The sequence below is a fragment of the Streptomyces sp. NBC_00433 genome (assembly GCA_036015235.1).
Lineage (GTDB): Bacteria > Actinomycetota > Actinomycetes > Streptomycetales > Streptomycetaceae > Actinacidiphila.
The window spans coordinates 2,924,665-2,939,161 of record CP107926.1; the positions used below are offsets into that span (position 1 = coordinate 2,924,665).

The 14,497-nt window shown below is 72.5% G+C and carries 12 protein-coding genes; 3 read left to right on the forward strand and 9 right to left on the reverse strand.

The window, feature by feature from the left end; genetic code table 11:
- Positions 1-13 precede the first annotated feature (13 nt).
- Genes eccCa through OG900_12055 form a run of 3 tightly spaced genes read right to left on the reverse strand, consistent with a single transcriptional unit; the run spans position 14 to position 5,052 of the window.
- Positions 14-4,075, reverse strand: coding sequence for a type VII secretion protein EccCa (gene eccCa / locus OG900_12045; GenBank protein ID WUH90754.1), 4,062 nt, complete (start codon positions 4,073-4,075; stop codon positions 14-16).
- Positions 4,076-4,501 carry a hypothetical protein gene (locus OG900_12050; GenBank protein ID WUH90755.1) on the reverse strand — a complete coding sequence of 142 codons (426 nt, stop codon included), beginning with the start codon at positions 4,499-4,501 and terminating at the stop codon, positions 4,076-4,078.
- Positions 4,502-4,503: 2 nt separating this feature from the next.
- A complete protein-coding gene (locus OG900_12055; GenBank protein WUH90756.1) occupies positions 4,504-5,052 on the reverse strand; it encodes a WXG100 family type VII secretion target in 549 nt (182 codons plus the stop codon).
- A 179-nt stretch (positions 5,053-5,231) separates the two neighbouring features.
- Between OG900_12055 and OG900_12060 the strand changes: the two genes are divergently transcribed.
- Positions 5,232-5,861 (forward strand): hypothetical protein, encoded by a 630-nt coding sequence (locus OG900_12060; GenBank protein ID WUH90757.1) that lies wholly within the window; start codon positions 5,232-5,234, stop codon positions 5,859-5,861.
- A 41-nt stretch (positions 5,862-5,902) separates the two neighbouring features.
- Here the strand turns inward: OG900_12060 and OG900_12065 are convergent, their stop codons facing one another.
- The 4 genes from OG900_12065 to OG900_12080 form a co-directional block, all read right to left on the reverse strand.
- Positions 5,903-8,611, reverse strand: coding sequence for a right-handed parallel beta-helix repeat-containing protein (locus tag OG900_12065; GenBank protein WUH90758.1), 2,709 nt, complete (start codon positions 8,609-8,611; stop codon positions 5,903-5,905).
- A gap of 28 nt (positions 8,612-8,639) precedes the next feature.
- Positions 8,640-9,989, reverse strand: a complete 1,350-nt coding sequence (gene eccD / locus OG900_12070; GenBank protein ID WUH90759.1) for a type VII secretion integral membrane protein EccD — start codon at positions 9,987-9,989, stop codon at positions 8,640-8,642.
- A gap of 73 nt (positions 9,990-10,062) precedes the next feature.
- Positions 10,063-10,389 (reverse strand): WXG100 family type VII secretion target, encoded by a 327-nt coding sequence (locus OG900_12075; GenBank protein WUH90760.1) that lies wholly within the window; start codon positions 10,387-10,389, stop codon positions 10,063-10,065.
- A 56-nt stretch (positions 10,390-10,445) separates the two neighbouring features.
- Complete coding sequence (locus tag OG900_12080) at positions 10,446-10,808, reverse strand: WXG100 family type VII secretion target (protein ID WUH90761.1); 363 nt, start codon at positions 10,806-10,808, stop codon at positions 10,446-10,448.
- A gap of 883 nt (positions 10,809-11,691) precedes the next feature.
- On the opposite strand from OG900_12080, the gene OG900_12085 reads away from it, so the two are divergent.
- Together OG900_12085 and OG900_12090 are read left to right on the forward strand one after the other, a co-directional pair.
- Positions 11,692-12,480, forward strand: coding sequence for a ferritin-like domain-containing protein (locus tag OG900_12085; protein WUH90762.1), 789 nt, complete (start codon positions 11,692-11,694; stop codon positions 12,478-12,480).
- A complete protein-coding gene (locus OG900_12090) occupies positions 12,477-13,301 on the forward strand; it encodes a ferritin-like domain-containing protein (protein WUH90763.1) in 825 nt (274 codons plus the stop codon). The genes OG900_12085 and OG900_12090 overlap by 4 nt, the downstream gene beginning before the upstream one ends.
- Before the next feature lie 64 nt (positions 13,302-13,365).
- Here OG900_12090 and OG900_12095 read toward each other — a convergent pair whose 3' ends face one another.
- Entirely contained in the window at positions 13,366-14,010 is a 645-nt protein-coding gene (locus OG900_12095; GenBank protein ID WUH90764.1) for a GNAT family N-acetyltransferase, read from the reverse strand.
- 72 nt (positions 14,011-14,082) lie between these two features.
- Positions 14,083-14,262: a DUF6191 domain-containing protein gene (locus OG900_12100; protein WUH90765.1), complete on the reverse strand. Its 180-nt coding sequence runs from the start codon at positions 14,260-14,262 to the stop codon at positions 14,083-14,085.
- Positions 14,263-14,497: the final 235 nt, after the last annotated feature.

Genomic DNA, 14,497 nt, shown 5'->3' on the forward strand with positions numbered 1-14,497 from the left:
GCCGGGTGAACGGTCAGTCGTCGGCCGCGTCGTGCACCGTCTGGACGAGGGAGGCGCCGCTGCGGCGGGAGACGACGATGCCGCGTCCCGGAGCCAGCCGCCGCGCGCGCTGATCGCCCAGCACGGTTCCCTCGCGGGGATCGCCGGACAGGATCAGTCCTCCGGAGCCGAGGTCGCGGATCCGGCCCGCCACGGGGTCCGCGAGGGAACGGCTCATTCCGCCGTTCCGGCGGGCGACCACGACGTGGAAGCCGATCTCGGCTGCCTGGGTGAGGTAGTCGCCCACCGCGGCCAGCGGGCCGCGCCCGGTCGTCCCGCCCGTGGCCACCAGGTCGTAGTCGTCCACCACCAGGTACAGCTCGGGGCCGGCCCACCAGGCGCGCTCCTTCAGCTCGCGCGAGGTGATGCCCGGGGGCGGCATCCGCTCCTTGAGCTTCTCCACGACCTGCCCGACGTAGAGGGCTGCCGCGTCCGGGTCCCCGGCCATCGCGCCGAGGTAGTCGTCGGGCACCGCGCCCAGCAGCCCGCGCCGGTAGTCGACGACGACGAAGCGCAGGTCCCAGGCCGACCGGCGCCGGGTCATACCCCGCATCCAGGAGCGCAGGAAGGAGGTCTTGCCCGAGCCGGAGTCGCCGTACACCAGGAAGTGCGGCCCGTCGGCTTCCAGGTCGAGGATCTGCGGGCGCAGATCGAAGTCCCTGATCCCGATCGGCACGGCGCCCGCGGGCAGGGCCCCGGCACCACCGGGGAGGGCCTCGCAGGCCCGCTCCAGCTCCTCCGGGGTGATCAGCTCGGCGAGCACGCGCAGCGGCGGGGCGGTGGCGCCCCGCCAGCTCGCGGCGAGCTCCTCGACCACGGTCTCCTGGGCCTTGGTCAGGTTGTCCGCGCTGGCAGTGCCGTCGAGCCGCGGCAGGGCCGCCTGGAAGAGGTTGCCGGGCGCCACCAGGCCGCGGCCGGGCAGGGACGCGCGCAGCTGCCTGGCCAGCGGCCGGGAGACATCCGACTCGGCGGGCTCGGCGAGGCGCAGTTCCAGGCGGCCGGTGACGGTGTCGCGCAGGTTGGCCCGCAGCTCCGCCCAGCGGTTGGCGGTGAGCACCAGGTGGACGCCCACGCCGAGACCACGCACCGCGATGTCGGGCACGATCTCCTCGGCCTCCTCCACGGAGGAGCGCAGGGCGGCCCAGTTGTCGATGACGAGGACGACGTCGGCGGCGTTGACGCCGTGGGGCAGGGCCTCCTCGTCGCGCCGCCGGCGGAAGTCCGCCGCGGAGTCGATCCGCAGCTCCTGGAAGAGCTGCTCCCGGTCGTGCACCAGCTGCCGGACCACGGACAGCGCGCGCCGGGTCCGTGCCTCGTCGTGCCGGGTGGTGATGCCCGACACGTGCGGAGCCCGCTCCAGCCCGACGAGGCTGCCGCCGCCGAAGTCGACGCCGAGGAACTGCAGTTCGTCGGGGGTGTGGGTGAGCATCGCGCTCATCATCAGGGAGCGCAGCAGGGTGCTCTTGCCGGACTGCGGGGCGCCCACCACGATCAGGTGCCCGTGCGGGCCGGACAGGTCGAGCAGCATGGCGCGCTGCTCCTGGCGGCTGGGCAGGTCCACCACCCCGACCGGGAAGGACAGGCCCGCGCCCTGGGGCCACAGCGGGGAGTGCAGGCCCCGCTCCGCGCCGGCCCGGACGGGCCCGAGCAGCGAGTCGAGCTCGACGCCCGTCGGCAGCGGCGGCAGCCACACCTGGTGCACGGGGTTGCCGTGCACCTTCACCCGCGCCACGGCCACCTGCATCTCGGTGCGCTGGCCGGGCAGCGGCCGGGCGAGTGTCATGGACGGCTCGGACTCGTCGGTCTCCTCGGTGGCGGCGTCGGCCGCGGTGCGCAGGCCGAACGGGACGGGGACCGGGGCCGGCCCCGCCACGGGTTCGCGCTCGTCCTCCTCCAGGTAGGTGCCGGAGATGTGCGCGACCCGGAAGCGCTCGTAGACCGTCTCGTCGACCTTGAGGTAGGCCGAGCCGGGGATCGGGGGAAGCCGGTAGGCGTCGGGCGTCCCGATGACCGCGCGGCTCTCCTGGGCGCTGAAGGTCCGCAGGCAGATCCGGTACGACAGGTGCGACTCCAGGCCGCGCAGCCGGCCCTCGTCCAGCCGCTGGGTGGCCAGCAGCAGGTGCATGCCCAGGCTTCGGCCGACCCGTCCGATCTGGACGAACAGCTCGATGAAGTCGGGCCGTTGAGCCAGGAGTTCACCGAACTCGTCGACGACGACCACCAGGTACGGCATCGGCTCCAGGGGCCTGCCGTCCACGTCGGTGCCACCGGCGGCCTGCAGGATCTGGTACTCGCGGACGGAGTCGACGTTGCCGGCCTGGCGCAGCATCTTCTGCCGGCGCTGCTGTTCGCCGTGCAGGGCCGTACGGACCCGGTCCACCATCGCCAGGTCGTCGGCGAGGTTGGTGATCAGACCCGCGACGTGCGGCAGGTCGGTGACGCCGGCGAAGGTGGCGCCGCCCTTGAAGTCGACCAGCACGAAGCTGAGGTGCTCGGGGGCGTGGGTCATGGTCAGGCCCGTGACGAGGGTCCGCAGCAGTTCGCTCTTGCCGGAACCGGTCGCGCCGACGACCAGGCCGTGCGGGCCCACACCGCCGAGGGCGGACTCCTTCAGGTCCAGCACGAGCGGGGAGTTGTCACCGGTGAACCCGATCGGCAGCCGCAGCAGGGCCTCGTCGTCGGGCTCGCGCCACAGCGCGGTGGGGTCGAAGGTGCCCAGGTCGGTGACGCCCAGCATCTCGGGCAGGGAGACGGCGCGGGCGAGGACCTGGTCCTGCTCGCCGGACAGCTTCAGCGGCGACAGCGCCCTGGCCGCCTGCTCGCCGAGTTCGGGCGGGCACACGTCGGCGACGGCGTCCTGGGCCGTCTGGACCAGGGCGGGATGGCGGGTCTCCAGGGTGAGGTTCCCCTCGGCGTCCACCCGGGCGCGGGCGTCGACCCGGCTGGGTTCCTCGCTCTCCTTGGTGACCAGGCAGACGAGGTGCAGCCCGCTCTCCGGACCGGCCTCCGCCAGCAGTTCGGCCACGAGCGGCAGGCGTGCCCACTCCGCTGCGGGCCGGAAGCCGTCCAGCACCAGTACGAGGTGGTGCGACGCCCTGGCCTCGCGCCGCATGCCCAGGGTGCCGGCGCGCTCGGTGCGTTCCTCCCGTATGCGTTCCACGCGCGCCTGGAGCAGGTCGGCGAGGCCGTCCATGCTCTCGGCCACCATGGGCACGAGGTCCGCCCGGCCCGGCTGGCGGGTGTGCGGCAGCCACTTGACCCAGGACCAGGTGTGTTCCTCGCCCGGGGCCAGGGCCATGATCTCGACGTCGTCGGGTGCGTGCAGCACGGCCAGTTGCAGCAGCAGCGACGCGGCGACCTCGGCGGTGCGCTCCTCGGGGCCGAGCAGGCTGAGGACGCCGGTGCCGGCCAGGTCGACCCAGGCCGGCTGGCGGCTGACGGTCTCGAAGTCGCCGGTCAGCTTCTCCGCGCGGCGGTGGGACTCGGTGTCGTGCTCCGCGGTGGGGTCGCTGTGCCTGCTCAGGGTGACGCGCATGGCCGGCGCTCCGCGGCCGAGCCCGAGGCGGAGCTTCATGAAGTCCGCGTCGGCCGGCCGGCGCTCCCAGACCCGGCGCGGACCGGCGGTGGCGATCGCCCACAGCCGCTGCGGGCCGGGGTGGACGAAGGCGCTGACCGCGCGCTGCTCGGCCGCCGACTCCCGTGCCTGGCGGCGGATGTCGGCGAGGTATTCGACGTACCGGTCGCGCTGGCGGTACTGGGTGCGCCGGCTCGCGTTCCTGGTCTGGGTCCTGACCATGACCGTGACGCCGACGGAGACGACGACGAAGCCGATGCCGAGCGCGATCATCCACGGTCTGCCGAAGGTGACCATGTAGGCGGCCATGCTGACGCTGCTCAACAGCGGCAGCAGCATGTAGAGCCAGGTCTGGGCCTGGTTCTGCGGGGCCTTCTGCGGCGGGGCGGCCAGCGAGACCTGCTGTTCCGGGACCGACGGGGGGAACGTCCTGGCGGGGCGGTGGAAATCTGTTCTGGTCATCTAGTTCGGGAAGTCCTGGGTGATGGGGAAGTCGGGGCCGACGTGGTCCGTCGGGCCGGAGCCGTCACCCGACGCTCCCAGCGAGAGGGAGAAGTTGTTCCAACCCGTTTCCAATTCCTGCTCCACCTGGCTGAATCCGACGGCGGTGCCGAGAATTCCCGCGACGAGAGCGGGAAGCATGCCGCCGGCGCCGTCCTCGTCGCCGAAAACGTCGGTCATCACCCCGATCCAGCGGTCGGAGAAGGCGTGCGCCTCGTCGGAGGTGCTCCCCGCCCATCCCAGCTTCAGACCGGAGACGATGTTGTTGACGTGGACGATCGACTCACCCATCTGCTGGGCGAGCGAAAGCAGTGTGTGGCCCTCCGTGCTGAGCGCTTGCGGGTCGATCTTCAGGGAACTGATGTCGTAGTCGGCTGTATCGGGCATGCTCAGTCTCCGGAGTTACGGATAAGGGCTCCCATGGCCTCGGCCGATAGGAGGTGTGCGGCCGGCTGCGCCGGAGTCACCGTCGCCGCCGTGAAGTCGGCGGTCCCGTCAGGGTCCTGCGTGGAGCCGAGCCGATGGGCGGCCGCGGCCAGGGCCGGTTCGTACGGCCTGGCCTGCCCCGGAGGCACCACTGCCCGGGTGGACCCGGTGTTCGGACCGGGTCCACCCGCCGGGGGTTTCGGGCCGCCCCCGCCCAGGTTGCCGGTGTTGCTCACCTCCGCGTCCGCGTAGTTGTCGTAGGCCGTCTGCAGGCGCCGGGCCATCTCGTCCAGCACGGCCTGAAGGTCGCGGGAAGCGCCGTTCAGCCATGTGGACATCGTCTCGAAAGACGTCGCCGACGGGCTCTGCCAATAACTGTGCGCGGCCTCGAAATGGCTCTGGATCTGCCCGATCAGACCTGATACGTGCTCACTTTCCGCGCGTACGGATCCGATGGCGGTCCTGAGGTCGCCCAATGCGACGCGGTACTCATCCGGGGACAACGTCGGCATCAGCCGGTGTTCCTTTCGCACAATCCGCGTGACACGTCGCGGATTTCCGTTGTTCTGCCGTGAGCCGGCCGATGGGCCGCCACTCCCGGAATCCGGTGTGACAAACTGATGGGGGTCGGCGACTGCCGACCGGAACACCCGGCCGGCGGCTCCGCCGGACTCTCACGCGGGAGAACACCATGCCCAATCCCCAGCAGAACCACTCGGGCTCGGGGTCGGACGCAGACGGCGGCGGCATCGACGATCCGGACGCCGGCAAGGACTTCACCAATCTGGACCCCACCATGGCGGTGGGCTGGAACACCCCGCCCAGCTTCAACACCGACACCGGCGGCAGCTCCGGCGGGACGCCGGCCACCGACGTCGTGCCCAACAGCGAACCGATCGCCTTCGACGCGGCCACGGTGCGGGCGACCGAGAACACGCTGCTCGCCCAGGCCCGTGACGCCGTCTGGAACTACGAGGCGCTGCGCCAGAAGGTGTACGCCGCCTCTCACGGCGCCTTCTGGGGCCCGGCGCACCCGGACGCCCCGCTCGCCGCGATGAACACCGGCAGCGCGACGCCGAACACCGGCTACTACCAGTCCATGGATGACCAGGACCGGGCCGACCAGGACACCCTCGCCGACATCGGCGACGAGTTCGCCCCGCACATCAACCCGGCGATGCAGAAGGCCCTGGGGATGCAGAGCAACGCGCTCGAACTGCTGGGCGCCTTCATCGCCATGGTCAACGGGTCGGGCCAGGCCTACGCCCACGTGGACCGCTCCGCGCACTTCCCCGAGCCCCCCGGCCCCGTGACGAGCTGACCGGGGCAGGGCGCCCGGTCCGGCGTGCCTCCGGTTCCCGGTCATCGGGCCGCCACCGCGGGCACGTCGGACGGCAGCAGCACCGTGAGGTCCTCGCCACTGGGGTCGGCCAGGTCGGACACCCGCATGGCGTGCCGCTCGGTCATCCGCTGGAAGGCCTGGCGGGCGGTGCGCCCGTTGCCGAAGCGCTCGGTGCGCTCGATCGCGTCGAAGTGCGCCAGGAGCGCCGCCGCCGTCTCCTCCGGAATCCGGTACTCGTGCCGGGACGCCTGGTATTCCACGATCCGCACCAGCTCCGGCGACACGTAGTCGTCGAAGGTGAGGGTGCGGGTGAAACGCGAGGCCAGCCCCGGGTTGGAGTCGATGAGGCGCTCCATGTCCTCCGGGTAGCCTGCCGCGATGACCACCACGTCGTCGCGGTGGTCCTCCATCAGTTTCACCAGGGCGGAGACGGCCTCGTGCCCGAAGTCGTTGCTCTGTCCCGCCGGCGCCAGGGCGTAGGCCTCGTCGATGAACAGCACACCGCCCAGCGCCCGGCGGAAGACCGCGGTGGTCTTCGGCGCGGTGTGGCCCACGTACTCGCCCACCAGGTCGCTGCGGTCGGCCTCCACCAGGTGCCCGTCGGCGAGCAGGCCGAGCGCGGCGAGGAGCCGGCCGTACAGCCGGGCCACCGTCGTCTTGCCGGTGCCGGGGTTGCCCGCGAAGATCAGGTGCCGGCTGAGCGGCGGCGGTTGCAGACCCGCCTCCTGACGCCGCTTGACCATCTGCATCAGCTTGGCCATGGCGGCGACTTCGCGCTTGACGCCCTCCAGGCCGACCAGCAGGTCGAGTTCGGCGAGCAGCTCGGGCAGCCGGTCCTCGCCGACGGCCTCCTGCCCGCCCGCCCCGGCCTTCTCCGCGGCCGCGCCGCCCCGCGCGGCGGGTGCGCCGGCCGGGGCGGCCGCTTCCTCCCCGGCCGCGGTCGGCATGGTGGCGACCTTGACGTTGCTGCTGCGGCACTGCTCGAAGCGGGCCGCCGCGTCGTCGGCCCGCGACAGGTCCTCGTCCGTGTCGTGCACCAGGCAGCGGCGCAGCACGGGGGCGGCCTTGGCACCCACGTACACCGCGGGATAGCCCGTGGCGGTGACCGTGCAGTCCTCCAGCAGCCCTTCGGCGCCGTCGCCCGCGTACACCCCGTTCTTCCCGGCACCGGCGACGGTCACCGACCGCAGCCGGGGCCGGGCTCCGGACCAGATCACCAGCCCGCTTCCCTTGACGTCGGCGATGGTCAGCTCCTCGATCCAGGCCTCGCTGCGCTCGTCGAGGAAGACACCGGCGGAGCCGGTGCCCTCCACCCGCCCGCCGAGCACCACGGCGCCGGTGCCGGCCGCCACCTCGATCCCCGTCTTGGCGGACCGGGCCACTTCGCAACCGTCCAGCAGCGGGCGGTGCCTTGTCTCCAGCCTGATGCCGGTGTCCGTGTCGGCGACCACGCAGCGGCGCAGTACGGCGTCGGCGTCCTTGATGTCGATGCCCGTCATCCGTGCCCGTTCGATACGGAGGTCCTCGGCGAGGACGTCCGCCGCGGCCTCCGCCCGCAGGGCGTGCTGCGCGCTGTCGCGCACGGTGCACGAGCGCAGCTCCGCCCGTGCGCTGCCGCCGAAGTACAGGGCGGTGTACGCCGTGGTGGAGATCTCGCACTCGGTGAGGCGGACGGTGGAGGCGTCCGAGGCGTGCACACCGTTGGCGCCGGTCCGCGCGACCGTGCCGCCCCGGACGTGCAGCTGCGCGCTGTCGACGGCGGCGAGGCCCGTCCCCCGCGGGTCCACCACCCGGCTCTGTTCGAGCTCGACCCGGCTGCTTCCGGCGGCGATCACCCCGGCCCCGCCCGTCTCGCGGATGTGGCAGTCCCTGAGCCACACCTCGCCCCCGCCGGAGACCAGCACGCCGTCCTCGGCCGTGTCGAAGATCTCGCACTTCTCCAGCCGGACGCGTGTCTCCTCGCGGCCGGCCGCCGCGGCCGCCCCGTCGGCGGCGGAAGCGGGGGCCGCGGCCGCGGCCGCGGCCCCCGGCGCGTCGCACACGCGCAGCCCCTGGGCCTTGGTGCCGTGCAGCCGGCAGCCGCGCAGCACAGGGCGCGCCGGGGTGTGCACCACGACCGCCGCCTCGCCGGTGTTCCGTACGGTGCAGTCGTCGAAGGTGCCCAGCGACTCCCCGGCCATCACCACCCCGCACCCCGTGACCTGCTCGACGGTGGTGCGGCGCACGTCCGCCGTGGCGGCGTCGCTCAGCATGAGGCCGTGGCCGGCTATCGACCGGATCGCGCAGTCCTCCAGCACCGCACCGGCCGTTCCGGTGGCGTGGAAACCGGCGCCGGAGGCGTCCTGGACCGTGCACGAGCGCAGTTCGGCGGTGGCGTCGCGGATCACCTCGACGCGGCCCCGGGAGACCTCGCACTGCTCGAGTACGGCTTCGCCGCCGCCGATCAGCACCGCGGGCCCGCGGTCGGAACCGCCCTCGATCGCCACGTCCCGCAGCAGGGGGGCGCCGCCGTTGACACTCACGGCGGGCCCGTGCGCGGCGACGATGCGCACGGTGCCGGGGCCCTTCTCCGCGACGACGCTCACGGCACGGTCCAGGACCAGGGACTCCCGGTACACGCCGGGTTGGACGTGTATCACCGCGCCGTCCTGCGCCGCACGGACGGCGGCGGTGATGGTGCGGTGGGTGCCCCAGCCCCGCTCCGCCACCCGCAGGACGTTCCGCTTCACCGGCCGCGCACCCCGTTCTCCGGGCCCGTCACGGCGTCTGCCCCGAGTCCAGCAGCGCCGCGTACACGTCGAAGACACCCACCGCCAGCGGCACGGCCGCCAGCAGGAGGAGCCCGGCGAGCGGATCGATCCACCCGGGACGGTTTTCGGCGGCGTCGGCGCGGAAGGCCCGGCTCAGGCCGATCACCAGCGCGAGCACGGCCGAACCGAGCAGCGCGACGGAGCCGCTCCAGTCCGGTGCGCCGAAGTTCCCCGGCGCCCGGATCACGGTGGCCGCCAGGCCGATCGTCCCCGCGGCCACCATGGGCACGGCCGCGGCCGCCATGGTCACCCGCCCCGCGCGCAGCACGAGCGCCAGCCCGAGGCAGGCGGCAAGGGCCACGGCGAACTTCTGGTCCGAGGTGCCGAGGACCACCAGGCACGCGGCGGCCAGCGCCGAGGCGAGGAGGGTCGTCCCGATGAGCAGGCGCTGCCCGCGCCGCACCAGGTGCAGCACGTCGGCGTCGTCGCCGTACGCCTGCGGGCCGCCGGTGTGCGAGCCGGCGAGCACCGCGAAGTGCCCGGCGGCCCGGGGAGCGACGGCGAGCACGGCCATCATCACGACGCCGACGACCGCGGACGACTCCGGCAGCGTGGTGTGGCCGAGGACCAGGCACACCGTGAGCACGAGGGAGAGCAGGGTGATCGCCACCGCCATCAGCGTCGTCGCGTGGCGGATGGCCAGGAGGGCGGCGAGCGCCCCGAGTACCGCCCCCGCACTCACCGCGGGCAGCACGGACCCGGTGCCGGCGTCGGCCGCCGGCAGGGACGCGGCGGCCACCGCCAGCAGCGGCACGGCCGAGTACGCCATGATCAGCCGCAGGCCGAGCGGGAGGGACCAGCCCTGCCGGGTGGCGTGCCAGGCGAGCAGGGCCAGCGAGAAGGCGGCGAGGATCGCGCCGGCGCCCGTGGCCGGCAGCGCCTGTCCGGACCGGGCCAGCATCACGAAACCGGCGATGAGGCTCAGGACGCCCAGGCTCAAGGTGGTGAACGCCCGCGACCGCCAGCCCCACGCGGTCAGCTCACCGTCGGCCTGCTCGACCGACTCCTCCAGGTCCGTGACCACGGGTTCGTCGGACTCCCGCGCGGCCGCGTCCCTCAGGTACAGCGTCGCGCCGTCCACGACGCCCCACTCCCGCAGGGAGGTCTGCGGGGGGAAAGGCGGTGTACCGGGCAGGGCGAGCGACCAGACCGGCGGGAAGGTGTCGTCGAACTCCACCTGGCCCACGAGCCTGAGCAGGTTCGGCGTGTACTCGGCGATGGCCGCGTCAGCAGGCACCGCGAGGTCCACCCGCCGCCGCGTTCCCACCACGGTCACGTGGCAGCGTTCGTTCTCCACTGGGCCTTTCCTTGTCACACGTTGGCTGGGGGCCGCACGGATGCGTGCGGCCGGCGGTCCGCTGTCCGCCCGGTCAGTGCGTGGCGGTCCACGTCCTGATGTTGGCTTCCTCCGCCCCGACGTAGTTGCCCCAGTTCACGCGCATCGCGTGTGCTATCTCGCCGAGCACCCCGTCCTCTTCCTCACTTCCGAAGAGACCGACGGCGGCCATGTCCCACTCGTGCATGCGGCCCTGGTACTCGGTCGCGGACTGGGCGTTCCAGGTGTCGATCAGCGACTGGATGCGCGTCTTGAGAGCGCTCAGCTCGCCCATGATGTGCGCCGCCTGGCCGTTGAGATAGGCGCCCGCCCCCTCCAGGTCCCTGCCGACGCGGATGGGCGTACCTTCGATATCGGGCATGTCGATTCCTCCGACGAGAAGAGTGCTTGCTGCGTGGCCGGCCGCGGCCGCCGCGGTCAGGCCAGGCGGGCCGGCGGCAATTGCACGTTGCGGATGTTCGCCACGTTCGACTGCTCGGACTGGATGTAGTTGTCGGCGGAACCGTCCAGGCCGCCCGCGATGGCGAGCAGCGCCTGCTGGAGGTGCGCGGCGTGCGTGTCCCACTGCTGCATCAGTTCCTGGAACGTGGTCGAGGCGATACCGCCCCACACCTCCTCCAGGCTGACGACGTACGCCTTCAGGTTGTCGAGCTCCGCCTGGACGACTGCCTCGGTGTTGCGGATGTCAACGGCCTTGGAGTTGAGGTCCGCGGGCGTCGTGTTGTAAAGAACGCCGTCCGAACCCTGGAATCCAGAAGTCGCGCCACCGGGTTCCGCCATGTTGTCCGCCTTCCTGAACTGTTCTGCCGATGTCGGCACTCGGCGTGCCGGGCCCCGCGTGAGGAGTGCGTGTAGGCACCCCACGGAAACGGACCGGCCCGTCTTCCGGCCGGCATGCGAAACCCGCGTGTACAGGGCATGCAGGTCGTCATCCGCCGCCCCGCACAAACCCGTCCACAGGAAGCGAGAATCTACTCGAAGCGCTCCGCCGAATACTGGGTCAGCCCACAGGAATTCACCGGAAGTTCGCCAGGAGAACGCGCTCCGTGTTCACCTGAAGGCGGAGTGCAGTCAACCGAGTCAACGCGCACCCGCCCCCGGAACGTTGAAAATTCTACCATCAAGCCACTCGGCCCAGGTCGGCGAGCCGGGAGGGACCGCCAGGCAGGCAGGGTGAGTTCGCACGACCCGCACCGACCGGGGGCGTCCGGTCCCCGGCCGGCGGTCCTGTTCGGGTCGGCCTTCGGCGGCCGGTTCCCCTTCGCCGTCAGTCGGGCCCCCGCAGATAGACCTGCCCCCACCGACGCCGATCCTTACGCACGAAAGGCTCAAGAAGCGGCCGGACAAAGCGACCGGGAAAAGCGAAAGCCCGCCCCAGCCGGGCAAAGGGATGCGCTGTCAAGTCAAAGGCACCGCTTGGCCGGCAGCCGCACCTGCGCTGCCGGGTGCGCCGTCGAACGGTCTGAGCGCGTACGCGAGGAAGGCCGCCGGCGACTCCGCGGCGTCACGCTTCGAAATGTGCGACCCCCGTCCTCGAACGGGCCGCTCCGGAGGGTGACTTCGGCGGTGGGCCGCCGGGGGGACCAATCCGCGGGGGCTGTTGTCGCGAACCGTGCTGTGACCCGCCCGCTGACCGAGTGGGTGGACGGAGAGATGGGGCGTGATGGCCGTAGAGCACATCGACACCCGGCTGCTCGGGGAACTGACCGAGCAGTCACAGGATCTGAACAGCGACGCCGTACGCATCACCCGCGGCGCGCTGGACGACTTCGCGGAGGTCACCGGGCCGCGGCCGCGGCGCTGGTGGCGGCGCGGGAGCACCGTCGCCGGGGCGGCGGGGGCCGCGGCGCTGCTGACCTCGATGCGCGCCGCAGCCGCCACGTCGAGCGACGACATCATGGCCCTGCAGACGGCGGCGTCGATCGAGATCCTGGCGATCAGCGTCTACCGGACCGCCGCCGGGCTGCCGTTCATCAAGGACGGCAACAAGACGATCTCGGCCTTCATCGCGAAGACCACCACCCAGCACCAGGCGCACGCGCAGGCCTTCAACGCCGCGGTCACGCAGGCCGGCGGCGCGGCGCAGACCGCCCCCGACCCGAAGTACGCGGCCGTGGTGAAGGAGGCGCTGCCGACCGTCAAGACCCCGGCCGACGTGGTGAAGCTCGCCATCACACTGGAGGACGTGGCAGCGCAGACGTACACCAAGAACGTCAGCCAGGTCAGCAGCGCCCAGTTGCGCAAGCTGTTCGCGTCGGTGGCGCCCGTGGAGGCTCAGCACCGCGCGACGCTGCTGGCCGTGCAGGCGCTGCTCGCCGGGAATCTCGGCAGCCTGGTCGCCATCCCGACCGACGTCGCGAAGCTGCCCGCCGCCGCAGGCAGTGTCGGCTTCCCCGACGCCTTCTACCCGACCGTGAACGCCTCGCCGATCTCTGAGGGGGCCGTGAAGTGACCACCGCACGCGACGGCTGGGACATGCCGATCAGCGACGACCGGCTCGCCCGGCTCACCCGCGACATGGAAGCCGCCCACCGCGACACCCTGCCGGCCATGCGCGCGGCCGCGGTGGACCTCGCCGAGGACCTCCGCGGCAACCTCGGCGGGTCCGACGACGCCCCGCGGGCGCCGGGCCGGCGCCGCTTCCTCGTCGGCGCCGGCGGCCTCGCGGCCGCCATGGCCCTGGCCGCGTGCTCCAGCGGCGACAAGCACGACTCGGCCGCGCCGACCAAGGGCGCCGCCCCGTCGCCCTCGGGGTCGTCGAAGAGCCAGTACACCGGCGATCTGAAGGTCGTCGCGCTCGCCGTGGCGCTGGAGAACCAGGCCGTCGGCGCCTACCAGGCCACCCTCGCCGCGGCCGAGGCGGGCAAGCTCGGTCAGGTGCCGCCGGCCGTCGCCACCTTCGTGACCACGGCGATGGCCCAGCACTCGGACCACGCCAAGGCGTGGAACGCGGTGCTGACCGGCGCGGGCAAGCCCGCGATCCACGACGTGCCGCTGAGCAACCAGCCCGCCACCCTCGCGGCGCTCGGCAAGGCCAGGACGGTCACCGACGTGGCGAAGCTGGCGCTCCAGCTGGAGGACCAGGCGGCGCAGACGTATCTCTTCGCCACCTTCGACGTGAGCGCGGCGGCCGGTGTGGCGACCGCCGCGAGCATCGCCCCGGTCGAGGCGATGCACGCGGCGATCCTCCATTACGTCCTCGGCCAGTACCCGGTTCCGGACGACTTCCTGCCGGTCGACAAGGCCGCCGACCCCGCGCTCCTGACCGTCTGACCCGGCGCGGAGCCGAAAAAAAGGGGGGTGCCCGGCGACCGCCGGGCACCTGTGCGGTACGCGGCTAGCCGATGCCCAGGACGGGCAGGCACTCTTGGAGGCCGGTCAGCTCGATGTCGTCCCGGCGGGCCCCTTCCCACGCGTCCCGGGCGAGCCGCCACCGCTGGATCCGCGCGGGCTCGCCGCGGCGGGTGTCCCAGTCGGTGCCGTTGGGTTCGTAGCCCAGACCGCGGGAGACGCGGTTGGACGCCACGTTGTCGACGAAGGCGTCGCTGGCGGCTTCGCGGGCGCCCAGCCCGGCGAAGGCCAGGTGCAGGATCGCCGCCCGCATCTCCTTGCCGAGCCCCTGCCTGCGGCTGCCGGGGGCCAGCCACGAGAAGCTGGACACTGTGCCGAACCGCGTGAAGTCCGTGCCGATGAGGTCCTGCATGCCGACCGGTTCGCCGTCGACGATCACGGCGAAGTACAGCCGCCACGCGTCAGGGCTCACGCGGCCGCGTCCGGCCCAGACGGCGCGCAGCCATCGCCATTCGCGTTCGGGGCCGTCGGCGTAGAAGGAGATCGGGTCGTCGAAAGGCCACGGCTCGGCGTCGGCGACCCCGGCCCGCACGAGCGGCACGAGGCTTTCCAGCAGTTCGTCGGACGCGCCGGCCAGCGTCAGGCGGGGCGTGCGGACGACGACATTCAGCGGGGGATAGGTGTGGGCCACGCCAGGACGCTAGCCAGCCGGCCCGGCCGGCGCATCCGGTTTCCCGGGCGCCCGGTCAGCCGAACGACAGGCCTAGGCCTGCTCGGGGGAGGTGCGCGGGGGGCGGACCACGACCTTGCCGGAGGCGAGGTCTATCGGGCCTCGGCCCGGATCGCCGCTGCTCTCGTCCTCGCGGAAGAGCTCCAGCCGGTTGCGCTCGTCGTCGGTGTGCTTGCGCGAAGGCGCGAACAAATCTTCAAGGATGTTGAACACCAAGACCTCCCCGGCAAGCGGCGCTGTCCTCATCAGGTTACGCCCAAGGATCGGCGAACGGTCCGGTCGTCGATCCCGGCCCGCCCGCAGCTCACCCACCGCCACGACCTCGTCACCACGGTGTTGCCGAAGCCGGCCGCGGCGTCCACGGCGCCGGCGCCGCTCTTGACAGGGCCCGCACACGCTGGCCTTATCTATGGGAGCGCTCCCATGCCCCATGGCCCCCCACGGCCTC